Annotated in this window: 22 protein-coding genes; 17 read left to right on the top strand and 5 right to left on the bottom strand. The window is 72.3% G+C overall.

Going from position 1 to position 24635, the window contains the following annotated elements:
* Positions 1-68: 68 nt before the first annotated feature.
* Entirely contained in the window at positions 69-1670 is a 1602-nt protein-coding gene (locus Srubr_RS10500; protein ID WP_189990942.1) for an FAD-dependent oxidoreductase, read from the bottom strand.
* Positions 1671-1974: 304 nt separating this feature from the next.
* Between Srubr_RS10500 and Srubr_RS10495 the strand changes: the two genes are divergently transcribed.
* The 9 genes from Srubr_RS10495 (at position 1975) to Srubr_RS10455 (ending at position 12114) form a co-directional block, all read left to right on the top strand.
* Complete coding sequence (locus tag Srubr_RS10495) at positions 1975-3705, top strand: WD40 repeat domain-containing protein (protein ID WP_229926493.1); 1731 nt, start codon at positions 1975-1977, stop codon at positions 3703-3705.
* Between the two features lie 117 nt (positions 3706-3822).
* Positions 3823-4077 carry a hypothetical protein gene (locus tag Srubr_RS10490; RefSeq protein WP_189990940.1) on the top strand — a complete coding sequence of 85 codons (255 nt, stop codon included), beginning with the start codon at positions 3823-3825 and terminating at the stop codon, positions 4075-4077.
* Positions 4078-4235: 158 nt separating this feature from the next.
* Positions 4236-5504, top strand: a complete 1269-nt coding sequence (locus Srubr_RS10485; RefSeq protein ID WP_189990938.1) for a PucR family transcriptional regulator — start codon at positions 4236-4238, stop codon at positions 5502-5504.
* A gap of 454 nt (positions 5505-5958) precedes the next feature.
* Positions 5959-6750, top strand: a complete 792-nt coding sequence (locus tag Srubr_RS10480) for an ABC transporter ATP-binding protein (protein WP_189990936.1) — start codon at positions 5959-5961, stop codon at positions 6748-6750.
* On the top strand, positions 6747-7601 hold the full coding sequence (locus tag Srubr_RS10475) for an ABC transporter ATP-binding protein (protein WP_189990934.1): 855 nt from the start codon (positions 6747-6749) through the stop codon (positions 7599-7601). The genes Srubr_RS10480 and Srubr_RS10475 overlap by 4 nt, the downstream gene beginning before the upstream one ends.
* The gene (locus Srubr_RS10470; RefSeq protein WP_189990932.1) at positions 7598-8494 is read left to right on the top strand and encodes a branched-chain amino acid ABC transporter permease; all 897 of its coding nucleotides are present in this window, start codon (positions 7598-7600) and stop codon (positions 8492-8494) included. Before Srubr_RS10475 ends, Srubr_RS10470 begins: the two co-directional genes overlap by 4 nt.
* Entirely contained in the window at positions 8487-9611 is a 1125-nt protein-coding gene (locus Srubr_RS10465; protein ID WP_189990930.1) for a branched-chain amino acid ABC transporter permease, read from the top strand. Before Srubr_RS10470 ends, Srubr_RS10465 begins: the two co-directional genes overlap by 8 nt.
* Positions 9608-10876: an ABC transporter substrate-binding protein gene (locus Srubr_RS10460; RefSeq protein WP_203854966.1), complete on the top strand. Its 1269-nt coding sequence runs from the start codon at positions 9608-9610 to the stop codon at positions 10874-10876. Before Srubr_RS10465 ends, Srubr_RS10460 begins: the two co-directional genes overlap by 4 nt.
* Positions 10877-11040: 164 nt before the next feature.
* Positions 11041-12114, top strand: coding sequence for a fatty acid desaturase family protein (locus tag Srubr_RS10455; RefSeq protein ID WP_189999593.1), 1074 nt, complete (start codon positions 11041-11043; stop codon positions 12112-12114).
* Between the two features lie 124 nt (positions 12115-12238).
* Here Srubr_RS10455 and Srubr_RS10450 read toward each other — a convergent pair whose 3' ends face one another.
* Both Srubr_RS10450 and Srubr_RS10445 read right to left on the bottom strand, forming a co-directional pair.
* On the bottom strand, positions 12239-12724 hold the full coding sequence (locus Srubr_RS10450; RefSeq protein WP_189999594.1) for a hypothetical protein: 486 nt from the start codon (positions 12722-12724) through the stop codon (positions 12239-12241).
* 193 nt (positions 12725-12917) lie between these two features.
* Positions 12918-13853 carry an NAD(P)-dependent oxidoreductase gene (locus Srubr_RS10445; protein ID WP_189999595.1) on the bottom strand — a complete coding sequence of 312 codons (936 nt, stop codon included), beginning with the start codon at positions 13851-13853 and terminating at the stop codon, positions 12918-12920.
* A gap of 64 nt (positions 13854-13917) precedes the next feature.
* Between Srubr_RS10445 and Srubr_RS10440 the strand changes: the two genes are divergently transcribed.
* Complete coding sequence (locus Srubr_RS10440) at positions 13918-14358, top strand: MerR family transcriptional regulator (RefSeq protein WP_189999596.1); 441 nt, start codon at positions 13918-13920, stop codon at positions 14356-14358.
* 131 nt (positions 14359-14489) lie between these two features.
* On the opposite strand, the gene Srubr_RS10435 is transcribed toward Srubr_RS10440, so the two are convergent.
* Positions 14490-15785 carry an extracellular catalytic domain type 1 short-chain-length polyhydroxyalkanoate depolymerase gene (locus Srubr_RS10435; RefSeq protein ID WP_189999597.1) on the bottom strand — a complete coding sequence of 432 codons (1296 nt, stop codon included), beginning with the start codon at positions 15783-15785 and terminating at the stop codon, positions 14490-14492.
* Between the two features lie 520 nt (positions 15786-16305).
* Between Srubr_RS10435 and Srubr_RS10430 the strand changes: the two genes are divergently transcribed.
* Positions 16306-16635, top strand: a complete 330-nt coding sequence (locus Srubr_RS10430; protein ID WP_189999598.1) for a hypothetical protein — start codon at positions 16306-16308, stop codon at positions 16633-16635.
* A 53-nt stretch (positions 16636-16688) separates the two neighbouring features.
* Here the strand turns inward: Srubr_RS10430 and Srubr_RS10425 are convergent, their stop codons facing one another.
* Positions 16689-17915: an MFS transporter gene (locus Srubr_RS10425; protein WP_203854965.1), complete on the bottom strand. Its 1227-nt coding sequence runs from the start codon at positions 17913-17915 to the stop codon at positions 16689-16691.
* Positions 17916-18203: 288 nt separating this feature from the next.
* Between Srubr_RS10425 and Srubr_RS10420 the strand changes: the two genes are divergently transcribed.
* The 6 genes from Srubr_RS10420 to Srubr_RS10395 all read left to right on the top strand — a co-directional run bounded on the left by Srubr_RS10420 (position 18204) and on the right by Srubr_RS10395 (position 24529).
* Complete coding sequence (locus tag Srubr_RS10420; RefSeq protein WP_189999600.1) at positions 18204-19388, top strand: Gfo/Idh/MocA family protein; 1185 nt, start codon at positions 18204-18206, stop codon at positions 19386-19388.
* A gap of 61 nt (positions 19389-19449) precedes the next feature.
* Entirely contained in the window at positions 19450-19989 is a 540-nt protein-coding gene (locus Srubr_RS10415) for a VOC family protein (RefSeq protein ID WP_189999601.1), read from the top strand.
* A gap of 620 nt (positions 19990-20609) precedes the next feature.
* Positions 20610-22469 (top strand): phage tail sheath family protein, encoded by a 1860-nt coding sequence (locus Srubr_RS10410; RefSeq protein WP_189999602.1) that lies wholly within the window; start codon positions 20610-20612, stop codon positions 22467-22469.
* A 34-nt stretch (positions 22470-22503) separates the two neighbouring features.
* Complete coding sequence (locus tag Srubr_RS10405; protein ID WP_146468864.1) at positions 22504-23028, top strand: phage tail protein; 525 nt, start codon at positions 22504-22506, stop codon at positions 23026-23028.
* A 39-nt stretch (positions 23029-23067) separates the two neighbouring features.
* Positions 23068-23796, top strand: coding sequence for a T4 family baseplate hub assembly chaperone (locus Srubr_RS10400; RefSeq protein WP_189999603.1), 729 nt, complete (start codon positions 23068-23070; stop codon positions 23794-23796).
* Positions 23789-24529, top strand: a complete 741-nt coding sequence (locus tag Srubr_RS10395) for a hypothetical protein (protein WP_189999604.1) — start codon at positions 23789-23791, stop codon at positions 24527-24529. The genes Srubr_RS10400 and Srubr_RS10395 overlap by 8 nt, the downstream gene beginning before the upstream one ends.
* Positions 24530-24635 lie beyond the last annotated feature (106 nt).

The following is a 24635-nucleotide window of genomic DNA, read 5'->3' as shown; positions in this document are numbered from 1 at the left end:
CCGCCAAGCGGCACTTCCCCCGGGGCGGGGCGGCCACCCCCGCCGCCGAGGGAGTCGAGCCCGCTGCTTCACTCGGGAAGACGGACCGACAGCGCGTGGCGGAACTCGTCACGCGGATCCCAGCGGGCCTTGACGCGCTGCAGACGCGCGTAGTGGTCCTTGTAGTACAGGGTGTGCCACGGTGTCCCGGAGGTGTTGAGGGCCGGGTCGGTGAGATCGGCGTCCGGGTAGTTGATGAACGAGCCGTCACTGACCGCGCCGGGTACGGGCACGCCGCCGGTGTCGGCGTACACCGCGCGGTAGAGGTCGCGTACCCATCCCAGGGCGGCCCCCTCCGCGTCCGGGCTCCGCCAACTGGTGAGATAGATCGCCTTGAGGACGGAATCCCGCTGTGCCACGGCCGTCTCGCCGGGCGCCACCGCGTTGACCTGCCCTCCGTAGGAGACCAGCCACACCGAACCGTCGGCCGCTCCGGCCGCCTCGCTCGACAGGTGTGCGTACAGCTCGTCCGTCTGCCGGTCCGTGAAGCGCCGCCGCAGATAGGCCGCCTTGGCCTTGTAGTACGTCGGTTCGCTCTCCTGGACGGCCGCGGCCGCCTGGAGCCACGGCCGGGCCTCCATGGTCCGCGTGGGCCGGGCCCGCACCCCGGCTCCGACCGCGGTTACGTAGTCGCCCACCAGCCGCCGCGCCCCGGCGCCCGTGGCATCGACCTGGCCCACCAGATCGACCGTGCCGAACCGGCGGTTGTTGAGCATCAGCACGCCGAACAGGCCCGCGTAGGGGGAGCCGGGTGCGCTGTTGTGCTCGTACCAGCCGCCGTGGTTGGTGACCAGGCGGGTGAACGACTGCCGGTCCAGGTCCTTCCAGGACCAGGAGGTGCTGAAGGAGAGCACGGACTCCGGCGCGCGCGGCAGCAGCCGCGAGGGGTCGGAACCCTTCGCGCCCGGGGACCGGAACCAGTAGCGGGTGACAATGCCGAAGTTGCCGCCGCCGCCCCCGGTGTGCGCCCACCACAGGTCGCGGTGCGGGTCGCCGGGCTCCCGCGTGGCCACCACGCTGCGCGCCCTGCCCCGCTCGTCCACGACCACCACCTCGACGGCGTACAAATGGTCCACGGACAGGCCGTACCTGCGGGACAGGGCACCGTAGCCACCGCCCAGGACATGACCTCCGACGCCGACCTCGGCCGTGGCGCCCGCCGGGACGGTCACGCCCCAGCCGAGGAACAGACGCCGGTAGACCTCACCGAGCAGGGCACCCGGCTCCACCGCGAAGGCCCGCCGCCGTGCGTCGTAGGAGACGGAGGACATGGGGGAGAGGTCGATGAGCGCCTTGACGGCCGGGTCGTCCACGAAGTTCTCGAAGCAGTGCCCTCCGCTGCGCACGGCGATGCGCCGCCCCTCGTCCACCGCTCGCTGCACGGCGTCGACCACGTCCCGGGTCGAGGACGCCACGCGGACGTAGTCGGGGGCGCCGACGAAGCGCGCGTTGCTGCCCCGGCGGGTCAGCGACGCGTACCGCGTATCGCCGGGACCGACCGTCACCGCGCCCGGCGCACCGGTGCGTGCGGCGTCCGCCGCCGCGGTGGCGCTCGACAACCCCAGTCCCGCGGTCGCGCCCCCCACTGCGGCCGCTCCCGCGAGAACGCCGCGTCGTGTCACCTTCGCCATGGCCGGCTCCTAGGGTCGGCGGCGCCGGTACCGGCGCCGAACTGCTGATGCCTCATCACCAGTTCATGATCAACGGCGTGACCGGTGCCGGACATCGTGCCTGATGACCAACGGGCCCTCCGCCTTTGGAGTACGCGATCCCCTCCTCGGGGAGGTTGCGCCGCGACCCGTGCGACCGCCGGCAGCGTGCGGGGCCGGCCGGGCGCGCCCTCTTGCCCAAGTGATCTTCACGCCTGTTTCATGACCTTCACAGGCGTCTCACCGACACCGGTGAGGTGCTCGACTCAGCCTGTGGGGGGCACAGTTGGATACAGCACAGCGATCCGGACGTCTCGCGGCCACACTCCTCGCCGCCGTGCTCGCCGGGACCGGACTGACCGTCGCCGCCGCGCCCGCGGCCCACGCGGCGGCCTCCGAGGCGGTGGCCAAGCTGCCGATCGGGACGTACTCGGGCCTGGCCGTCGACTCGGTCCACCAGCGCGTCTACGTCGCCGACCAGCGCGACACCAACTCCGACGGCACGGTGCTGGTCTACGACTTCGACGGCCAGAAGGTCGCCACGCTCCCGCACCAGTACGCGGTCTCGGGCGTGGCCCTCAGCGAGGACGCCACGACGCTGTACGTCGGCGAGCGCAGCCGCGTCGTCGCCTACGACACCGGCACACTCCAGCAGAACGGCGCGTACGGCGCCACCTACGACACCTGCGGCCGGCAACTCGCCTTCACCGGCGGCAGGGTGTGGAGCACCAGCGCCTACGTCTATCAGACCTACCAGTGCGCCACGGCCTCCACCGCCCTGAACATGTTCGCCGACGGCACGGTCAACTCGACCGGCTGGAACGACATCGGCCGGCTCCAACTGGCCCCGGGCGCCGGCGGGCAGAACCGTCTTCTCATGGGCCAGCCCAAGGAGAGCGGTGCCGCCGACCCGTTCCTCGCCTCGTTCGACGTCAGCGGCACCACCCCGGTGCGGGACGCCTCCCGCCGGTTCGCGGACGCCGACGGCAAGGGCGCCCTCGACCTGAAGGACATGGCGGCGAGCGCGGACGGCACCAAGGTGGCCGTGGCCGACGCCACCGCCGGCACCCGGCTGCTGAACGCCGGCGACCTGACGGACGCGTCCGGCCAGTACCCGGCACTGCCCGCCGGCGCGACGTCCACCGCGGTCGCCTTCAGCGGCGACGGCAAGTACATCGCCCGGGGCGCCCAGGCCGGCGGCAGCACGCCCGACCTGCTGGTGCAGAGCGCCGACCCGGCCGACGGCACACCGCCGCTGGAGTTCGTCTTCCAGGGCAGTCTCGACGGCAACGGCGTCGCCCCGCGGGGCCTGGCCTGGTCCCAGGACGGCTCCCGGCTCTTCGCGGTCACCCGGGGCGGCAACGGCTACGAGTACTGGCTGCACGTCATCCAGCCTCCGGCCGTCCAGTACGACACCCGTTTCACCGGCGACCTCACCCACAGCCCCTCCGGAGCCGTCGCGGGCGAGCCGCTGTCGGTGCGCGGCCGGCTGGAGTGGGACGGGCCCGCTCCCGCCCGGCCGCTGAAGGTGACCGCCGTGCGCGAGGACGCGAACGGCACCCACCAGCTCGGCACGGCGACCGTCAAGGAGGACGGCACCTTCACCGTCCTGGACGAGCCCGACCTCGTCGGCACGGCGACGTACCGGGTGTCGTTCCTCGGCGACCTCACCCACCGCCCCGCCACCGATGTCACCCACACGGTGACGGTCGGCAGGGCGCCCGCCGCGATCACGCTGACCGGGCCGGAAGAGGCCACCATGAGCGGGGGCGTCCACCTCACCGGCACGTTCACCGCACAGGGCAAGGCCCTGCCCGAGCGGGCCACGCTCACCGTGCAGCGCACGGACCGGCTCGGCACCGGCACCCTGTCGTCGGTGACCGTCGCCGCCGACGGCACCTTCACCATCGACGACCTGCCGCGCGCCCGGCGCCAGGTGACCTACACCGTCAGCTGGCCGGGCGACGACCTGCACACGGACGCGACAGCGTCGGCCACGGTGCGCGTCACGCGCTGAGTACACCGCCCCCGTCCCGCCCCGCTCCTCCGGGGAGCGGGGCGGGCCTCCGGGCGGTGGACCTGCGCCTTGCCCGGCTCACCCTCTCCGCACGGACGGATGCCGCCGGGGAAGGGCGTGTCGGTCGCGGACGGGCTGGTCGGCGGAGACGTGACGGACACGCCCGGCAGCACGGCCCGGCCCCGACCACCCGTCGCCGACAAGTCCGCTGTCGACGCGGACGCCCAGGCCATCGGCATCACCGTCGGCAACCAGTACGTGACCGGCGCCGACCATGTGGATGCGGTGGCGTTCGGCTACGCCAGCCGGACACGGGCCGACGGAGCTGAACGCGAGCCTCGTGGCGGTGCGCGTCGTCTCGCCGGGCGGTGAAAAGGCGTTGCACAACCCTATTGACCGACCAGACGGTATGTCATTCTTCGGGGCAGGACCAGACGGGCGGCAGTCACCGCACGGACCCAGCGGCCCGCGTGAGCCGCCGAGGAGTCCCGGGCGCGCCGCCGCCGAGCCGACCCCGGGGGATGACCGCGATGCACCAGGCTCCAGGGACACCGACAGCGCTCCGCCACGCCCCGACGGCCGTACCCCGGCCCAGGCCACCACGGACGCGCTCACTGATCGACGCCGACGCGGTCGGTGTGCTGCACCGGGCCGCCCGGGCACTCCTGGACGATCTGGCGGGCCTCACCGACCGCCTGCTCACGGTGCTCGAGGACCGGGAACCGGCGTACAGGCCGGCGCTCCGAACCGACCCGCACACCACCTGGCGGGAGGCGCACCGCTCCCTGCGGCACAGCGTGTCCTCGCTGATCGACCCGCGTGGCACCCGGGACGCGGCCCGGCGCTGCTCCTGGAAGATCGGCGTCACGCGTGCCGAACAGGGCCTGCCACTGGACGCGTTGCTGCACGCCTTCCGGCTCGGCGGCTCGTTGGTGTGGCAGGGGTTGGTGGAGGAGACCGCCCGGACGGCACCCGAGGACGTCCGGCTGCTCGTGCACGTGGCGGCCGATGTGTGGAACTTCGTCGACGAACACTGCACCGTCGTGGCCGACGCCTACCGGCAGGTGGAGAGACGGATGAGATGGCAGCGCGAGAACCGGGTCCGGCTGCTGGCCGCCGCGCTGCTGGACGGCACCAGCCGCATCGCCGACCTGCCCGAGGCGGCCGAGGCACTCCGACTGCCCGAGCAGGGGCGGTATGTGGTCGTGGCGGTCACCGGCGGACGGCCTCCTGGACCAGTCGGCCCGCGCGCCGTGCTGCCGGAGCACTCACAGCGCGCCCACTGGCACACCGACACCGACGCCGACGCGGACTACGGCATCCTGCTCACCGAGAACGGCGAACTCCCTGATCCGGTGGTGCCGCCCGCTCCGGGCACCCGGGTCGGGATCGGCAACGTCGTCGACGGTCTCGCGGCGATCGGCGAGGCCCGGGTACAGGCCGACCTGGCGCTGAGCCTGTGCCCTACCGAGGGCGGCACCGTGCGGCTGGCGGAGCAACTGCCCGCCGCGATGGTGGTGTCCGCGCCGGAACTCGCCGCGTCGCTCACCGAGCGGGTCCTCGGACCGCTGGCCGACATCGAACCCGCCGACGCGGAGGTGCTGGTGGAGACCCTGGCCGCCTGGCTGGCCTGCGACGGCTCGGCGCAGCGGGCCGGGGAACGCCTCTACTGCCATCGCAACACCGTCCTCAACCGGCTGCGCCGCTACGAACAGCTCACCGGGCGCTCGCTGGGCCGGCCGTCCGACGTGGTGGAGATCAGCCTCGCCCTCACCGCGCGCCGGCTCCCACGGCTCTGACCGCCGGCACAGGTGCCCATGACGCCGTGGCCGAAGGGCCGCGGCCAGGCCCGCGCCACCCGCCGCCGGGCCGTTCCGCAACCGGTTCCGGCGGGAGGACACGAGCGGATTCCGCTTTCCAGCGAGAGGCCGTGCCCGGCTCGCCTGCCGCCGCGATGCTGTGTCCGGCACCCTGCTCCCGCCGTGGGGCCGGACCCTCCCCACCGCGAGGCCGGCCCCGCGGCCGCCGGGCCCGCGCACACCCGCTGGGCCCGCGCACAGCCCCCTGCCGTCCGCACTGGGCCGGCGCACCGTGCCGGCCGGGACACCTGTACCGCCGGCCGCGGGGTGTGCTGTCGTGGGTGCCCCATCCCCGCAGTACCCCCTCCCCGCAGTGTCCTGCGCCCGCAGTGCCCAGCCCTCAGCCCCAGCCCCCAGCCCCCGTGCCGCACCGGCACGGACCCGAGGAGCCGCGATGCCCGCACCACCCCTGGACGACGACCGGCCGGCTCTGACCGTGGAGCACCTTGACGTGACCTACGGACGTGCCGTGTCCGCCCTGCGCGCCGTCACCCTGACCGTGCCGCCCGGCGAGGTGGTGGCCCTGCTCGGCGCCAACGGAGCCGGCAAGTCGACCCTGCTGCGTGCGGTGTCCGGCACGCTGCGCCTGCACCGGGGAGCCGTCACCGCCGGCCGTATCGCGTACGGGGACACCGTCCTGGACGGACGGGACCCGGTCGCGGCGGTGCGCGCCGGCGTCGTGCAAGTGCCCGAGGGGAGGCGGGTGTTCGCGAGTCTCACCGTGGACGAGAACCTGCGCAGCGGCGGCCTGGGACTCGCCCGGCGCTCCCCGGCCCGGCAACGCCAGGCGTCGGAAAGGGTGTTCGCGCTCTTCCCCCGGCTGGCCGAGCGCCGTCGGCAGGCGGCCGGGCTGCTCTCCGGCGGCGAGCAGCAGATGCTCGCCATGGGCCGTGCCCTGATGGCCGCTCCGCGCCTGCTCCTGCTCGACGAACCCTCTCTCGGGCTCGCCCCGTTGATGGTCGAGCGGATCGCCGAGGTGATCCGGGAGATCAACAGCCAGGGCACCGGCGTGCTGCTGGTCGAGCAGAACGCCGGGATGGCCCTGTCGCTGGCCGACCACGCCCATGTGCTCGACGTCGGCGAGGTACGACTGTCCGGCCCTGCCGCCGAACTCGCCGGCACCGACGCGGTCCGCCGCCTCTACCTGGGTGAGGAAGCCGACGCGCCCGGACAGGGGGCCGCGTGAACACCCCGCGGTTCCCGCCGGACGCCGAAGGCACCCCTCCGCTCGCCCACGGCGTCCCGGCCGCCCAGGGCGTTCCGCCCCTCCAGGTCCGCGACGTCACCGTCCGCTTCGCCGGCCTCACCGCCCTGGACGAGGTCTCCCTCACCGTCGCCCCCGGCACCGTGCACGCCCTCATCGGTCCCAACGGGGCCGGGAAATCCACCTTCTTCAACGTCCTGTCCGGGCTCTACCGGCCCTCCTCCGGTACCGTCCGCCTCGGCGACACCGACCTGACCCGGCTCGCCCCGCACCGCATCGCGGCCCTCGGGGTGGCCCGCACCTTCCAGAACATCGTGATCACCGAGGGCACCGTCGCCGACAACCTGATGGTCGGCCGCCACGCGCTGACCCGAGCGGGGTTCGCCGCCGGGGCGCTGCGCCTGCCGCGCGCCGTGCGCGAGCAGCGCGAGCACCTGGAGAAGGTACGGGAGATCGCCGAACTCACCGGTCTCGGCCCCCACTTCGACCGGCCGGTGGCGTCGCTGCCGTACGGCGACCGCAAGCGCGTCGAACTCGCCCGCGCGCTCTGCCTGGAACCCGAAGTACTGCTCCTGGACGAACCGGTGGCCGGCATGAACGCGGGGGAGCGGGCCCGGACCGCCGAGGTCGTCACCGAGGTCCGCGCCCGGCTCGGCCTGTCCGTGCTGCTGGTCGAACACGACATGGGCCTGGTGATGCGCCTCGCCGACGAGGTCACCGTGCTCGACTTCGGCCGCCTCATCGCCCACGGCACCCCCGAGGAGGTCCGCGCCCACCCGGAGGTGCTGCGCGCCTACCTCGGCACCGCGGGCGACCGGGAGGACACCACGTGAGCGCCTTCCTCGCCAGCCTCCTCAACGGCCTGTCCCTGGGCGCCGTCCATGCCCTGGTCGCGCTCGGCTTCGTCGTCATCTTCAAAGCCTCCGGCGTGCTCAACTTCGCCCACGGCTCCCTGTTGCTCCTCGGCGGCTACCTCATCGCCGTCTGGCACCCCCACCTCGGCTTCGCCGGCGCGCTCGCCGCGGCGGTGCTGGCCACCGCGGCGATCGCGGGAGCTGTCGACCGGCTCCTGCTCCAGCGCGGCGACGCCGGCGCGCACACGACGCCCGCGCAGACCATCGTGACCATCGGCGTGGACGTGCTGCTGCTCACCGACCTGTCCCGCCGCATCGGCGGCGACCTGCTGCCGCTCGGCGACCCCTGGGCGGACTCGGTCACCCGGATCGGCCCGGTCAGCGTCGCCGACAGCCGGCTCGCCGCGATCGTGGTGTCCTGCCTGGTCATCGGAGCGGTCTTCGCCGCCTTCCGGTACACCGCCTGGGGGCTGTCCCTGCGCGCAGCCGCCGAGGACGCCGAGGCGGCCGCCCTGATGGGCATCCGGCTCTCCCGGGTACGCACCGGCGCCTGGTGCCTCGCGGGGGCCCTGGCCGCGACGGCCGCCGTGTTCCTCGCCGCGTTCCCGGCCCCCGGCCTGGAGCGCACCACCGGCCAGCTCGCGCTGGCCGCGTTCCCCGCCGCGATTCTCGGCGGTCTCGCCTCACCCGCCGGCGCCCTCGCCGGCAGCCTGCTGATCGGGCTCACCGAGGCGTTCGCCGCCGGCTACCAGTCCGAACTGCACGTGCTCGGCGACGGGTTCGGCGACGTGGCGCCGTACGCCGTGATGGTCGTCGTGCTGATCCTCCGGCCGCAGGGCCTCTTCGGCGCGAAGGGTGCCGCCCGTGTCTGACCTCCCCCCGCGCCGCGCCCTGCGGGCGCTCGCGTTCCTCGGCGTGGCCCTGCTGCTGTGCGCGCCGCCGTTCTACCTCGACGTGTTCTGGCTGCGCATCGGCCTGTTCGCGATGGCGGCCGCGACCGGCGCCGTCGGCTTGGGCCTGCTCACCGGCACCGCCGGCCAACTCTCCCTCGGCCACTCCTTCTTCCTCGCGATCGGCGCGTACGGCTACACCTGGCTGGGCGGTGAGGAGCCGGGCGCCGGGCTGCCCACCGTGCTCGCCCTGGTCGCGGCGGTCCTGCTGGCCGGGCTGGCCGGCGGACTGTTCAGCCCCGTCGCCGGCCGGGTGCGCGGTGTCTACCTGGGCGTGGCCACGCTCGCCCTGGTCTTCCTCGGCCACCACATCCTGGTCAGTGCCGAGCCGGTCACCGGAGGCTTCAACGGCCTCTCCGTGCCGCCGCTTTCGGTCGGGTCCTTCACCTTCGACGCGAGCGGCCCGGAACTCGTCGTCCTGGGTGTCCCGTTCGGTGCCGAGGAACGCCTGTGGTACCTGAGCCTGGCCCTGTTCGCGTTCACCTGGTTCACCGCGCGCGGCCTGCTGCTCTCCCGGGCCGGCCGGGCCCTGAAGGCGCTGCGCGACAGCGAGACCGCCGCCGCCGTCATGGGTGTACCGGTGGCCCGCTACCGGGCCGGGGCGTTCGTCCTGTCCTCCATGTACGCGGGCCTGGCCGGCGCCCTGCTGGCACTCGCCTTCCGCCGGGTCGTCCCGGACTACTTCGGGCTCGCCCTGTCCGTCGACTACCTCGCGATGATCGTCATCGGCGGCCTCGGCTCGGTGGCCGGCGCCACCGCCGGCGCGGTCTTCGTCACCGCGCTGCCCCTGCTGATGACCCGGTACGCCGACCAGCTCCCGCTCGTCACCGCACCCGGCTCGGCCGGAGGCACCCTCGGCCCCACCGAGGCTTCCCGCTACCTCTACGGCGCCGCCGTCGTCCTCGTCCTGATCTTCGCCCCCGACGGCCTGGGCGGTCTCCTGCACCGGCTCCGCGCCCGGTTCCGGATGCGACGCCGCCCGGCCGCAGCCCCCACCTCCGCCGCAACCGCAGTACGAGCCAAGGAGCACACCCCGTGAACACCAGGAACCGCACCGCCCGGGCCGTCCTCGCCCTGTCCCTGGCCGTGCTCGTCGCGGCCACCGGCTGCAGCTCCAAGGCGAAGAGCGGCGGCGACGGCGACACGAGAACCGGCGGTGTGCGCACCGGGCCGGGCGTCACCGCCGACACCATCAGACTCGGCGCCCTCACCGACCTGACGGGGCCCTACGCCACCCTCGGCAAGAGCAACGTGCAGGCGCAGCAGCTGTGGGCCGACCAGGTCAACGCCCAGGGCGGGATCTGCCACCGGAAGATCGAGATCGTGGTCAAGGACCACGGCTACGACGTCCAGAAGGCCGTCACCGCCTACGCCGACATCGCCCCCGACGTCGTCGCGCTGCCCCAGGTCATCGGCTCCTCGGTGGTCGCCGCCCTCCTCGACGACATCGAGCGGGACAAGGTGCTCACCTTTCCGCAGGCCTGGTCCGCCTCCCTGCTCGGCAAGGACGCCGTGCAGGTCCTCGGCACCACGTACGACGTCGACGCACTCGCCGCCGTGGACTACCTCACCCGCACCAAGGGCATCGGGAAGGGAGACAGGATCGGACACGTCTACTTCGAGGGGGACTACGGCGACAACGCGCTGGAAGGCTCCACCTGGGCGGCGGAGCGGGCCGGGATCACGGTCGTCGGCCAGAAGATCCAGGCCACCGACACCGACCTGTCCGCGCAGGTCGCCGCGCTCGCCAAGGCGGACGTCAAGGCCGTCCTGATCAGCGCCGGACCCGCCCAGACCGCCTCCCTCGTGGGCGTCGCCGCCGCGAGCGGGCTGAAGGTCCCGGTGGTCACCAGTGCGCCGGGTTACGCCCCGCAGCTGCTGAAGACCCAGGCGGCGCCCGCCCTGGTCGCGATGCTCAGCATCGTCAGCGCCGCCCCGAGCGTGAACTCCGACCTGCCCGGCGTCAAGGCGATGGTCGCCGCCTACAAGGAGAAGTACCCGGACTCCTCCGTCGACTCCGGTGTGCTCTCCGGCTACAACGCGGCCCGGCTCATGGGCGAGGACCTGAAGAAGGCGTGCGCGGCCGGCAGCCTGGCCCGCGCAGACGTGATCAAGGCCCACCGTTCGCAGAGCGAGCTGGACACCGGTCTCGGCACCCCGCAGGACTTCTCCGACCCGTCACGCCCGGCCGCCCTGTCGACCTACGTCCTCAAGCCGGACATGAAGGGGGTCGGCGGAACGGTCGGCGTCGAGGACGCGCACCGGGCGCCGGGCGTCGAGGAGTATCTCAAGCAGCGTTCCTGACCGCCGCGACCGGTTCCGGCCGCCTCGGCACGCTCTCCAGAAGATGCGCAGGTCAGGAGGGGTAAAGGGGTGACACCACCCAGGCGGCCCTGGGGAAAACCCCCGGCTCGAACCGGTGCCTGGCAGGCTGTCCCGAGGGGACGCGCACGCCGAGACTCGGTGGCATGACGATTTCCCCGCAGGCCACGGCCCTGATCACGGCACCCGCCGAGCCCTCCCCCGATCCCGGAGCCGGAAGCGACTTCTCCCGGCTGTCCCGCCGCGTCACCGAGGCGGGACTGATGCGGCGCCGCCCCGGCTACTACGCGGTGCGGCTCGGGCTGGTCGTCGCGCTGACGGCGGCGGGCTGGGGCGTCTTCCTCGCGCTCGGCGACAGCTGGTGGCAGCTCGCGGTGGCCGCCTTCCTCGCGCTGATGTACGGCCAGACGGCGCTGGTCGCCCACGACCTGGCACACCGTCAGGTGTTCCGGCGCGGCCGGGCGAGCCGGATATGGGGCCGGCTCTTCGGCAACCTGGGGATCGGCATGAGCTACGGCTGGTGGATGAACAAGCACACCCGCCACCACGCCAACCCCAACCACGAGGAACTGGACCCGGACGTCGCCCCGGACATCCTGGTGTGGTCCACCGCGCAGGCACGCGACAGCCGGGGCCTGGCCCGTCTCATCGGCGGCCACCAGGCATGGCTGTTCTTCCCGCTGCTGACGCTGGAGGGCTTCAACCTGCACGTCGCCGGCGTGCGGGCGCTGCGCTCGCCGTCCATGAAGCACCGCACGCTGGAGGCGGGACTGCTCCTGCTGCATTTCACCGCCTACCTCTCGGCGCTGTTCCTGGTGCTCCCGCCCGGCAAGGCGGTCGCGTTCCTCGCCGTGCACCAGTGCCTCTTCGGTGTCTATCTCGGCTGCACCTTCGCCCCGAACCACAAGGGCATGCCCACGTTCAGCGGTGACGACCGGCCCGACTTCCTGCGCCGCCAGGTCCTCACCTCCCGCAACGTGCGCGGTGGCCGGCTCACCGATGTGCTGCTCGGCGGGCTCAACTACCAGATCGAGCACCACCTCTTCCCGAGCATGCCCACTCCGCACCTGCGCCGCGCCCAGGTCATCGTGCGCGCCTACTGCGCGGAGATCGGCGTGCCGTACCACGAGACCGGTCTGGTCCGCTCCTACCGCGAGGCCCTGACACACCTGCACCGGGTGGGAGCACCCCTCAGGCGGCAGCGGAAGACGACCACCTGACCGAGGCACCCGCGCCACACCGGCGTCCCGCTCGCGTGACTGCTCGGCCGGCCCGACCCGTTGGAGCCGCGCTGATCCGCTCCAGGGCTCGGGAGGGGGTGCGGCCGCCGGCCGGGGTGGATGGTCACTGCCGTTCGGACCGGTCGCGCCGCTCGCGTTCGTACGCGTTCCAGTCGGCCGGCGGATACGTCGCCTGCGGGGCCGCGAGGGCCACGTCGGTCGCGATCGCGGTCTCCACGGGGAAGAAGCCGAGGTCTCGGACCAGTTCCAGCGCCCGCACGGTGTCCTCGCCGAGCGGACGCGCCATGCGGTCCGCGCCGGACGGGAAGGACACGGGCTTCATCCGGGCCACTCGGAGCATGCGGTCGGCTCGCTCGTCCAGACCGAGGACGGAGTAGCCGACGGCCAGGGCGAACTGCTTGAGCGCCGTGGCCATGGCCCCGGAGAGGTCCGAGCTGCCACGCAGCGTCTGCGCGGGGCTGCCCGCGACGGCGTCGTACGGTGTCGGTCCGTACTGCCGCTCCAGACGTTTGTGCTCGCTCTCCAGCAGGGCGTGCGCCTCTTCCAACACCCGGGCGATGCGCGCCAGTTCGGTCATGTCGTGGAACACCGTGTCTCCTTGTCGTCAACTGGGCCGACTCTACGAGCGATCGCGGAGCCCGCGGAGGCTGTTGCGCGGAGGTGGCCTGATGGTGTGACCGGCGGCCGGCCGGTGGTCACGGCGGTGACCGCGAGACGAGCACGCCGCTCACGGCGGCCTCCGCGCAGGTCGGAGGCCGCCCACCGTGACGGGTGCACGAGCATCACGGGCGTGGGGTGGAGGTCTCCTCCGTCGGCAGCGTCGCCTTCTTGAACAACTCGTGGACGGCCAGATAGTTCTCCCCGCCGTGGCCCTCGGCGACGGCGCGCTCGGCGATCTCCTTCATCAGCCGCGGGTGGCCGGAGTGGACGCCCTGCTCCTCGCTGGTGCGGGTGATGTGGTCCAGCGCGTTCAGGTTCATCTCCAGCGTGCTCAGGGTGCCCGGATAGTGGCCGGCGTCCAGGTCGGGCGCCTGACGGGCCAGGACCGCGTAGTCGACCACCACCGGCATGAACCAGCCGAGCGCCAGCTCCGCGAACTCCCGGGCCGACACGTTCGCCGAGCCGACCAGGGCGGTGGCGTGCAGCCAGCCGTTCAGGGTGGCGTACATCATGTCGAGCATGGCGGTGTTGTAGAGCACCGCTAGACCGGGGTCCTGTCCCAGGTATCGCGGGTCGCCGAGGCTCGTCAGCGTCTCCGAGTGCCGCGCGAAGACCGCGGGTGAACCGCTGTAGAGGAACACCGCGCCCGGCTCGCCCACCATCGGCGGCGGCACCATGATGGCGCCGTCGAGATAGTCCACGCCCCGCTCTTGTGACCACGTGACGGCCGCTCGCGCCTCGGCCGGCGTACCGGAGTTGAGGTTGACCACGGTGCGGCCGCCGAGCGCCTCGGCGGCCGGCTCCAGGACCTTGCGCATCGTGTCGTAGTCGGTGAGACACACGATGGTGAGCGGGCTGGCGGTGACCGCCTCGGCGACGGTCCGCGCGCGCCGGGCCCCCATGGCCACGAGGTCGTCCGCCTTCCCCGGCGTGCGGTTCCAGACGGTGAGCGGGTGGCCCTTCTTCAGCAGGGTCTGCGCCAGGGCCTTGCCCATGGGCCCGAGTCCCACCAGCGTAACGGGCTTGTGCTGCGGATCAGTTGAGTGCTGTGTCGTCATGCCGACTAGGTTGGGGTCTGACATTGATGTGAGAGTCAAACCGGAACTGTGTGGTGAGCGACACATGCGCATCGGAGAGCTGTCCCGCCGGACCGACGTCAGCGTCCGCCTTCTGCGCTACTACGAGGAACAGGGGCTGCTGCACCCCGTGCGCCGTCCCAGCGGATACCGCGAATACCAAGAGGACGATGTCCGCACGGTGCACAACATCCGTACGCTGCTGGGGGCCGGCCTTTCCACGCGGACGATCGCCGCCCTGTTGCCGTGCATGGTGGACGACGGCCAGACGCTGGTGCCGGCCTGCTCCGGCACGCTTTCCGGCCTTCAGCGGGAGCGCGAGCGCATCGACCGGGCGGTGGCCGATCTCCAGGCCGCCCGCGCGGCCCTGGACACCATCATGACCGTCCCCCCGCCGTACGACGTCGCCGGGAACGAGGTCTGCCACGCCGCGCCGGAGCCGGTGCCGGCCGGGTTCGACGCGGTGCTCCGCGGCGCGGACGGCTGAGGCGGGGCACAGGTGTCCCTGAGACCGGCCCGCGCCGCCCGGTACCGCCCCCCGGTGACGGGAGAACGGTCCGGGCACGCGGGGACGACGAACAGGTTCCTCGCCCGCCGCACCGGCCGCGTGGCGGTAGGTCAACTCGTGGCACAGGTCGCGCCGTTGAGGCTGAAGGACGCCGGGGCGGAGGTGTCGCCGGTGTGCGTGGCCTGGAAACCCAGGGTGGCCGAGGCGCCCGGGGCCAGGGAGGCGTTGTAGGCGGCGTTCCGCGCGGTCACGGTGCCGCTGGAAGGCGAGAACTGGGCGTTCCAGCCGGAGGTGATGGCCTGTCCGGCCGGCAGGGTGAACGTCAGCGCCCATCCGTCGACCGGCTCGGTGCCGGTGTTGGTCACGGTGATCGCGGCCGTGAGCCCGGAGTTCCACGTGCTGGTCGAGTACGTCACCTTGCACGCGCCGGCCGGCGGGGTGGGCGGCTCGGTCGGCGGCTGGGTGGTTCCGGAGTCCAGGCCGAAGAAGGAGATGGCGCGTGCGGCCATGCCCGCGGTCGGCAGGGTGTGTCCGACGCCCTGGATGCTGATGGCCTCGACGGGGGCCTGGGTGCCGGTGCCGCCGTAGCGGGTGCGGGTCCAGTTGGACTGCGGGTGGTCGGTGGACGCGGGCGTCTGGCTCACGCCGAGGACATTGGTCCACTGCTTGATCTCTTCGCCGAAGTTCGGATAGCGCAACGTGGTGTCCTCGGTGCCGTGCCACAGCTGCATCCGGGGCCGGGGCCCGCTGTACCCCGGGTAGGCGCCGCGGACCAGGTCGCCCCACTGCTGGGGGGTCTTGGCGACGGTGCCGTTGGCGCAGGCGCTGTTCCAGCCGGAGCCGTCGGTGGTGGCGAAGCAGCCGAAGGGCACGCCCGAGAAGGCGGCTCCGGCCTTGAAGACGTCGGGGTAGTCGCCGAGCAGGACGTTGGTCATCATCGCGCCGGACGAGGCGCCGGTGACGTAGACGCGGTTCGGGTCGGCGCCGTAGTGCTGCTCGGCGTAGGTCACCATCGACACGATGCCGACCGGGTCGCTGCCGCCGCCGCGCTTGAGCGCCTGCGGCGACGAGACGTCGAAGCAGCCGCCGCTGCGGGTCGCCGAAGGGTAGATCACGAGGAAGCCGTACCGGTCGGCCAGCGAGGCGAACTCGGTGCCGGAGTAGAAGGCCGGACCGGAACCGGTGCAGTAGTGCACGGCCACCAGGACCGCGGGGCGGGCCGGCGCGCTGTCCGGGCGGTAGACGTACATGCGCAGGTTGCTCGGGTTGGCGCCGAAGCCGGTGACCTCCGTCAGGGAGGCCGCGTGGGCGGCCGGCGCGGACAGGGTGAGCACGGCCAGCAGCGGCGCCAGGACCGCGAGCACGGCTGTCAGCAAGGTTCGTGGTCCCGGCCTTTTCCGGATCATGTCATCGGCTCCCGTCGTCTCGAAACATTCGGTGGTCTTTCGGGAACGTGCCGCGTCACGTTAGGGGTAGCGGAGGGTGGCGTCAACCATTGCCGCAAGAGTGCAACTCGCCTACGGGCCAATGTGCATCGGTCTTCATCCGACTTTTCGAACAGTCGACACAGACCGTTGACCACGGTCGCTTCGGTTCGTAAGGCGCCTGTCACAGGCAATCATCGTGGCGAAAGTTTCGATCGAGTCGCTGCTTCGGCACCGCCGTCGCCGTGCCGACGATCGCCGGGCTGGACGCGTATCCGCACCGTGCCGACCGGGACCCCGGACCGCACACCGCGCCCCGGCACCAGCTGTAGGCCACATGGGTGTTCGAGTGGCGATGTCCGGTGGGCGGGCTCATCGTGGTCGGTGCCAGGTCCTTGACCTGTGGGTTGACGGCCCACACCTGGGACCGGCGGCAGCGTTGTGCGCAATCACTACCGAAATCATGGGATCTCGTATGAGCCGAATGGGAACAGCGGGGGCAGTGACACTGGTGAGCCTGGGCATGCTGGGGCTTTCGGCCCCGACGGCGGCCTTCGCCGAGGCCGGCGCTCCAGAGGCGCCGCGCGTGGTCTGCGGAACGGACGGGGCCACCGGACTGGCTGTGTCGGCCGGCAGCGCCGGGGACTGCGGAGCCGCCCTGCGGGTGGCGGATGCCTACACCAAGGCAGGGCTGCGGGAGGGCGGAGCGGTCACCGTGGTGAACTCGGACGGTACCGTGTGGCGCTGCCAGGAACAGCAGGGCGACCCGAATCCGTACCAGGAGTGCGTGGACACGACCGACACGACCCGGCACGTCACGCTGACATCGTGAGACCGGCCCGGCTGTCACCCTCCCGCACGAGCGGGCCCGGGACTCGCCGACGGCTACGCCGACATGTCCGGCACTCCGCCCCGGACGGCGGCCCGTCGTTCCCCCTGCCGCACCACCCATGACTCGGACAGCAGCACGGCCAGGCCGCCGGCCGCGAGCACACCGCCGACGAGCACCGCGCCCCGCACCCCGGGGCCGGTGGGCAGCAGCAGTCCGCCGACGAGGGAGCCTCCGGCGATACCGACGTTGAACACCGATGAGCCGACGGCCGAGGCGATCTCGGTGCTTCCGGGGGCCACGTGAAGAATCCTGCTCTGCAGCGCGGTCGTCATGGCGGCCATGGCGAACCCGAGCAGCGCCACCAGGCAGACGGCGGCGACGGACCGGTCGCCCAGCAGGCACAGCCCGAACATCGTCGCCGTCAGCAGGGTCACGGCCAGCACCATGGTGCCGCGAGGACGGCGGTCCACCCGCGCACCCGCCAGGGCGGTGCCCGCGATCCCGGCGACGCCCGAGCCCAGGAGCAGGGGCGCCACGGCTGACTGGGGGAGGCCGGCCACATCGGTGAGGAACACGGTGAGGTACGTGTACCCGGTGAAGACACCGCAGATGACCAGGGCCGTCGCCGCCATCAGCACCAGGAACCGGCCCCGGCTGGGCTCGGCTCCGGCCGCGCCGCTGCCCTCCTCGCCGGCCCCGGACGGCAAGAGGACGGCGACCGCGAGGAGGGCGAGGAAGCCGAACCCGCTCATCACCACGAACGGGATGCGCCAACCGGCCTGCTGCCCCAGCCATGTTCCGGCCGGGACACCCACCACGGAGGCCAGGGACAGACCGGAGAACAGTCCGGCGACCACCCGGCCCCGCACCTCGGGAGCGAAGAGGGTGGTGGCGGTCGACGCGATGACGGACCAGAACACCGAGTGGGTGAGCGCCACCGTGACGCGGGCGGCGAGCAGCACCCAGTAGCCCGGGGCCGCGGCGGAGACGAGATTCGCCATGACGAACAAGGCCAGCAGCGCGCAGAGCAACGTACGGCGCGGCACCCGGCGGACCAGGCGGGTCAACGGCACCGAGGCGACGGCCACCACCATTCCGTATCCGGTGACCAGGCGGCCCGCCGACGCTTCGGACACGCCCAGATCGTCGGCGATCAGCGGAAGCAGACCGACCGGCAGCGTCTCCACGGTGCTCAGGGAGAACAGCGCCAGCGCCAGCGCGACCACCACGACCACGGCGGTCGAGGTGCGTATGGGCGTTCCCGTTCCGGTGAGGGGCACTGTAACTGCCTTTCCTGTCTGGTGGTGTCCGGCGCTCCGGGCGGCCGGGGAGGGCTCCCGGGAACAAGGCCGGGCGGCGTCAATGAATGCATGATCCGATGGCCCGTGCAAGCGAAATTCTGTAAACACCCCGTAAACGGTGGTGTGTTGCTTCATTTTGGCCAGAAGCGCGGAATCAGCCGAAACTGTTTCGACCCTTGAGGTGGCGAACGCAGGACGTGTTGGCTGTCTCTCGCATGTCCTCTACGGGGACTCTCCGCACGTCATTTCAAGGAACACGGAGGAGCAATGCCCACTTCCACGGGCGGGGGCAAGCGCGTCGGTGTCGCCTTCCTCGGCTGCGGTTATGCCGCCGACTTCTACGGCCCCACGCTGCCCAACTACCCGGAAATCAACCTCATAGGCGCTTACGACCCCGAAGGGGACCGGGCGAAAAGTTTCGTCGCGGAGTACGGCGGGCGGCTGTTCGGAAGCATGGAAGAGGTGCTCGCCGATCCCGAGGTGCAGATCGTCGTGAACCTCACCCCGACCGCCCGGCACTACACGGTGAACCGGGCCGCCCTGTCGGCCGGGAAGCACGTGTACTGCGAGAAGCCCATGACCACGAACATGACGGAAGCGAGGGAACTGGCCTCGCTCGCCGCGGAGCGCGGACTTCTGCTGAGCAGCGCGCCGGCCACGGTGTTCAGCCGGTCCGCGCAAACCCTCATCCGTGCCGTCCACGACGGAGCGGTGGGCACACCGCGGCTCGCCTACGCCTCGCTCGACATGGGACCGCTCGCGTTCATGGCCTACCGCGACTGGCGCAGCAAGCGCGGAGTCCCCTGGCCGTACCGTGAGGAGGTGGCCAACGGCTGCGTGCTGGAACACGCCGGTTACCTCCTCACCTGGCTGACGGCCATGTTCGGACCCGTGGTGCGCATGTCCGGCCAGACCGTCACCCCCTTCGCGGACCAGTGGGAGGGCGTCGTCGCCGACGTGGCGCCCGAGACCTCGTTCGGCGCGCTGGGCTTCGCCGACGGGACCGTGTGCCGTCTCACCATCGGCTGGGCGGCGCCCGCCGACAAGTCCCTGCTCGTCGTCGGCGATCAGGGCGTCCTGTCCGTCGATGACGTGTGGCAGGCGTCGAGCCCGGTCACGCTGCGCCGCCGGGTGCGGACGACCGGCAGGGACACCGGTTACCTGGCCGAGCCCGAGCGACTGCCCTTCGTCCTGCCCCCGCTGGAGCACGGATACGACGACGGGGCGCACGACCTGACGGTCGGCGCGGGCATCGCCGACCTCGCCCGGGCGGTGCTGACGGGCGACCAGCCGCTGCTCGGCGCGGAGTTCTCCCTCCACATCCTCGACGTCAGCCTCCGCTTCGCCACGGCCGCGACCACGGACGAGCACATCGACGTACCGGCCCCCTCCGCGACCCGCCTGTGGGGAGACCGGTACCGGCGGCCCGCGGAGTTGCCCGCCCTGGCCTGACCACACCCGCCCGCCCTCTTCGGCAGCCACCCGCCGGCCGCACAGCACAACGGAGGAAACCGTGTACGGCAACACCCGAGGAATCCCCGGATCGTCAGGCGTACACCACGTCGCCTACACCGTTCCCGACCTGGACCAGGCCGTCACGTTCTTCGTCGACGTGCTCGGCGCGGAACTCGCCTACCGGCTCGGGCCGGTGGAATTCCCGGACGGCGACTGGATGGAGAGATACCTCGGTGTCCACCGGAGGGCGGTGATGGACCTGGCCATGCTCAGGCTCGGCCCGGTGACCAACTGCGAGCTGTTCCAGTACTCCGCGCCCGACCAGCGAAGGGAGATGCCGCGCAACAGCGACTGGGGCGGCCATCATCTGGCCTTCCATGTCGAGGACATGGACGAGGCGGTGGCATACCTGCGGGCTCAGCCCGGTGTGCGGATACTGGGCGAACCGCAGCCCCTGGAACCCGGGTCGACCAGAGGCGACAGCTGGGTCTACTTCCTCTCTCCCTGGGGAATGCAGCTCGAACTCATCAGAATGCCTCCGGGAATGTCCTACGAGAAGGAGACCACGACCCGCCTCTATCAGCCTGGCGGGCGTTGATCTCCCCTGTCTCCCCTGTCTCCTCTGCTGCGAAGCCGTCGACGCCCCGGTGATCAGTGGGGGCGCAGCGGGCGAAGCCGGCGGGGCCGTGACGGCGACGTACAGGCGGCCCTTTCGCACCTCGTAGGCCAACCCTTCGAGCGCGCCGCGCTGTAAACATCGGAACCCGCCATCACGGAATGCGGGCGCGGAGGGATAAAGGATCTTTCCGTACGCCGCGCGAAGTGCGCCGGAATATGATCTTCATATTTCCTCGGCATTGTCTGTGAAGATCCTTCGAGCCTGTTGTCGATGACATGCGGGCGTCATGCGAGAATAGCGAGCGTTTACGTTCACGAAACTTTCCTTCGGGGTGGCCGGAACGCATCTTGATGCCCCAACCGCCCGTGCTCCAAGGTTGATTCGTCTACGAGCATCAGGAGCCACAAGCGTTGCTTGCCCCGGTCGGTCGGCCGCCGTCGGGGAAACTGGCGGGGGAAATCGATGCGTGTGCACGCCCAGCGTTGACCGGCTGGTTACGTGAGGTCGTCCGCCGCGCCGGAACGGAACCTGTCTCTTTGCCGCCTGCCTCTTGGTGCCATTGCCCGGTGCCCGAGACAGGGGCAGGAGGGGGAAAGCCGATGAGTTCGGTGAGCGCCGCCAAGCCGACCTATCCCGGCGTCTATGTCGAAGAGCTTCCCAGCAGCACCCGCACCATCTCGACCCTGACCACGTCGGTGACCGCGTTCGTCGGCCACACCCGGCGCGGTCCGCTCAACGAGCCGGTGCGCGTCACCAGCTTCGCGGAGTTCGAGCGCCGCTTCGGCGGCCTCAGCGCACGCAGCGCGGTCGGCTACGCGGTCCACCAGTTCTTCGGCAACGGCGGCACCGTCGCCGTAGTCGTCCGTGTCACCAGGGCCCGCAGCGGAAAGGCCGCCCGCGTCACCCTGAAGTCCACCGAGGGACACAGCGACAGCGACGTCCTGGAGGTGCACGCCAAGGAGCCCGGCGGGTGGGGCAACGGCCTGCGCCTGGCCGTCGACCACGACACCCTCCACCCCGACGACTCCTTCAACCTGCGTGTCCACGACGCCCGGGGCCAGACCCGGGAGAGCTTCACCGGCCTGTCCATGGACCCGGCCAGCGCCCGCCACGCCCCCACCGTCGTCAACGCCGGCTCCCGGCTGATCCGCGTCCACGCGGTCGGCGAGGGCCGCCCCGACCCCTCCGGCACCGTCTCCAAGCCGTTCGGCCACCGGCTGCCCGACCTCGCCGTCGACCTGACCGTCAAGATCGGCGAGGTGCAGCGCGAGTTCACCCTCTACGACCCCGACTGCGACGGCGAGCCACCGTGCTCCGTCGCCGAGCTGGCGCTGCTGCTCGAACGCAAGCTGCGCGCCCTGCCCGACGCCCCCGGCAAGCACGCGTTCGCCGGCACCGAGGTCACCGTCTTCGGCCGCCGCCTCCAGGTCGTCGCCGGCTCCACCGACCCCGAGGACGTCGTCCGCTTCGTCGGCGAGTGCGCCAACGACCTCGGCCTGGAGGCATCCGTCAACCCGCCCGTCTTCCCGCTGACCGGCGGTGCGGACGGCGAGGCACCCGGCCCGGGCGACCTGATCGGCTCCGAAGCCGCCAAGACCGGCATCCAGGCGCTGCGCCAGGTGGCCGACGTCAACCTCCTCGTGCTGCCCGAACTCGCCGCGTACGAGAAGACCGAGGACATCCTCACCGTCGTCTCGGCCGCCCAGCGCCTGTGCGCCGAGCGGCGGATCTTCCTGCTGGTCGACGCCCCCTCCACCTGGGTCAGCGCCGAGACGGCACGCGCCGGCGTCGCCGCCTTCGACGCGGTGCGCGGCAACCACGCCGCCCTGTACTTCCCGCACCTGAGGCTCACCGACCCGCTCACCGGACGGCTGCGCGCCTTCCCGCCCTCCGGCGCGGTCGCCGGCGTCATCGCGCGCACCGACGCCGAGCGCGGCGTGTGGAAGGCCCCGGCCGGCACCGAGGCACGGCTGGCGGGCGTGCACTCCCTCACCGTCGGCCTCACCGACCGGGAGACCGGCCTGCTCAACCCGCTCGGCGTCAACTGCCTGCGCACGTTCCCGCTGACCGGCCCGACGGTCTGGGGCGCCCGCACCCTGGAGGGCACCGACGCGCTGGACGGCGAGTGGAAGTACGTGCCCGTGCGACGGCTCGCCCTGCACGTCGAGGAAAGCCTCCGACGCGGCCTGCAATGGGTGGTGTTCGAGCCCAACGACGACAACCTCCGGCAGCAGATCCGGCTCGCCGCCTCCTCGTACCTGCACACCCTCTTCCGGCAGGGCGCGTTCAAGGGCGGCACCCCGCGCGAGGCCTACTTCGTCAAGTGCGACAGCGACACCACCACCGACGAGGACATCGCCAACGGCGTCGTGAACGTCCTGGTCGGCATCGCACCGGTCCGCCCCGCGGAGTTCGTGATCGTGAAGATCCAGCAGACGTCCGGCCAGTTCGAGCTGTAGTCCCGCGGGAATTCCGGAGAGCTGAAGGAATCCGATGGCAGAGTTCACCGTCAACGCCCGTCGTTTCGACCCCTACAAGAACTTCAAGTTCCTGGTCCTGTGGGACGGTCGTACGGTCGCCGGCATCAGCAAGATCAGCCCGCTCAAGCGCACCACCGAGGTCGTCAAGCACCGCCACGGCGGCGACCCCAGTTCCCCGCGCAAGTCGCCGGGACGTTCCGAGTTCGACGGCATCACCCTGGAGCGGGGCGTTACCCACGACCCCGAGTTCGACCGCTGGGCCAACAAGGTCTGGCAGGTCGGCGCGGGCCTCGGCGCGGAGGTCTCCCTGGCCGACTTCCGCAAGGACATCGTCATCCAGGTCCTCAACGAGGCCGGACAGGTCGCCGTCTCGCACAAGCTGTACCGGACCTGGCCCAGCGAGTACCAGGTCCTCGGCGAACTCGACGCCAACGCCAACGCGGTGGCCATCCAGTCGCTGAAACTCGAGTGCGAGGGCTGGGAACGGGACTACGAGGTGCCCGAACCCGAGGAACCCTCCTTCCTCAACCCGGCCTGACGCAAGGCGCGGTGAGACGACAGGATGCGGGGGGAACAGATGGCGGACACCGGGGCGGCCGCGCTGCTGGCCACCTGGGAGGCGGGCCTCACCGAGGCACCCGCCGGGCGCGCCCTGCTGCTGCACGGCACGGCACGCCCGGACCTCGACGCCACCGCGCTGCCCGCCGTACCGCTCGGCGAGCGCGAGGGCGACCTGCTCGCCCTGCGCCGCGCCCTGTTCGGGGACCGGATGCAGGTGCGGCTGGACTGCCGTGCGTGTGACGCGGACATGGAATTCGAGCTGGACGCCGGGGAGTTCGCCCGGTCCCTCGGCCGGCCGGCGCGGCAGGTCGTGCGGCTCACGCAGGACGGCTGGGACATCTCCTTCCGGCTGCCCGCCGCCGCCGACCTCACGGCCGCCGCCCGCGCCGCCGACCCGCGCACCGCGCTGCTCACCCGCTGCCTGGTCGCGGCCGTCCACGACGGGGCGCCCCGCACCGCCGACTCCCTGCCGCCACCCGTACAGCGGCGGATCGCCGAGGCCGTCGAGGCCGCCGACCCCGGCGCCGACATCACGCTCAACGTCGGCTGCCCCGAGTGCGGCACCACCACTCGGGCCGACCTCGACATCGCCTCCTACCTGTGGACCGAACTCGACGCCTGGGCGCGGGACACGCTCCTCGACGTCCACCTGCTGGCCACCGCCTACGGCTGGAGCGAGCCGGAGATCCTGGCCCTGAGCCCGCTGCGCCGCCGCTACTACCTGGAGCTGTGTGCGGATGTCTGACTACTCCGTGACCGACCCCTCCCGGGCGCCCGACTTCCTCGACCGGCTGATCACCCGGCACACCGCCACCGCACCGGACTCGGTCCGGGTACGGCCGCGGCTGCCCGGCCCGTTCGAACGCGTCGAGGCCGTCCGGCCCCGCACCCCGGAGCCGGACCCCGCGGACACCACCTGGCCGGCCACCACGCACTCGGCCGCGCCCGAGCGGGACGGCACCCCGCCCGCCACCGAGATCCACCACCACACGGAACACCGGACCGTCGTCCGCACCGAACCGGCCTTCGCGGCGACGGAGCCGGGCGAGGTGACCCCGACCACCCCGCCTGGGGCACGGCTGCCGCGCCCGGCCGTCCCCCTGACGGCCGCACCGCACCCGGCACCCCGCACCACCGCGCGCGGCACCAGGCGACCGGCCCCGGAGACGGGCGCGGACCGGACCGCGGCATCCGCCCCCGCCTCCCTGGCGACGGGCACCGCTCCCACCGCCGTCGTGCCCACGGCGGCGCGCCCCGGCGCGGCGGACACGACGGCGGCCCGGACGGCGGTACGACAGTCCGCCGGGCGCCGCGCCGGCCGCGCGCCCGAGCAGGTGGTGCGGGTGCAGATCGGCCGGCTCGAGGTGACGGCCGCCCAGCCACCCGCCCGCACCGGTTCCCGGCCGGGCACCGGCCCCGCCGAACGGCCCGGCGCGACCCTCAGCCTGGCCGACTACCTGGCCCGGGAGCGCGAGTGACCACCGGCGCCGCCGGTGAGCGGGTGCCGGTGCCGGCGGCCAAGGGAGCCGCCCCGGTGTGCCGGATCGCCGGTGAAGGCCGGGGCACGAGGGGGCGTTCGACGAC

This window comes from Streptomyces rubradiris (assembly GCF_016860525.1).
In the GTDB taxonomy this organism is placed as follows: Bacteria; Actinomycetota; Actinomycetes; order Streptomycetales; family Streptomycetaceae; genus Streptomyces; species Streptomyces rubradiris.
Note: the sequence above shows the minus strand (reverse complement) of the source record. Positions and strands in the feature narration are given on the sequence as shown.

Excerpts from the sequence above, each read along its gene's own strand:
- Srubr_RS10500 (WP_189990942.1), bottom strand. The coding sequence starts at position 1,670 with ATGGCGAAGGTGACACGACGCGGCGTTCTCGCGGGAGCGGCCGCAGTG.
- Srubr_RS10485 (WP_189990938.1), top strand. The coding sequence starts at position 4,236 with ATGCACCAGGCTCCAGGGACACCGACAGCGCTCCGCCACGCCCCGACG.
- Srubr_RS10480 (WP_189990936.1), top strand. The coding sequence starts at position 5,959 with ATGCCCGCACCACCCCTGGACGACGACCGGCCGGCTCTGACCGTGGAG.
- Srubr_RS10455 (WP_189999593.1), top strand. The coding sequence starts at position 11,041 with ATGACGATTTCCCCGCAGGCCACGGCCCTGATCACGGCACCCGCCGAG.
- Srubr_RS10445 (WP_189999595.1), bottom strand. The coding sequence starts at position 13,853 with ATGACGACACAGCACTCAACTGATCCGCAGCACAAGCCCGTTACGCTG.
- Srubr_RS10440 (WP_189999596.1), top strand. The coding sequence starts at position 13,918 with ATGCGCATCGGAGAGCTGTCCCGCCGGACCGACGTCAGCGTCCGCCTT.
- Srubr_RS10435 (WP_189999597.1), bottom strand. The coding sequence starts at position 15,785 with ATGATCCGGAAAAGGCCGGGACCACGAACCTTGCTGACAGCCGTGCTC.
- Srubr_RS10420 (WP_189999600.1), top strand. The coding sequence starts at position 18,204 with ATGCCCACTTCCACGGGCGGGGGCAAGCGCGTCGGTGTCGCCTTCCTC.
- Srubr_RS10410 (WP_189999602.1), top strand. The coding sequence starts at position 20,610 with ATGAGTTCGGTGAGCGCCGCCAAGCCGACCTATCCCGGCGTCTATGTC.
- Srubr_RS10405 (WP_146468864.1), top strand. The coding sequence starts at position 22,504 with ATGGCAGAGTTCACCGTCAACGCCCGTCGTTTCGACCCCTACAAGAAC.
- Srubr_RS10400 (WP_189999603.1), top strand. The coding sequence starts at position 23,068 with ATGGCGGACACCGGGGCGGCCGCGCTGCTGGCCACCTGGGAGGCGGGC.
- Srubr_RS10395 (WP_189999604.1), top strand. The coding sequence starts at position 23,789 with ATGTCTGACTACTCCGTGACCGACCCCTCCCGGGCGCCCGACTTCCTC.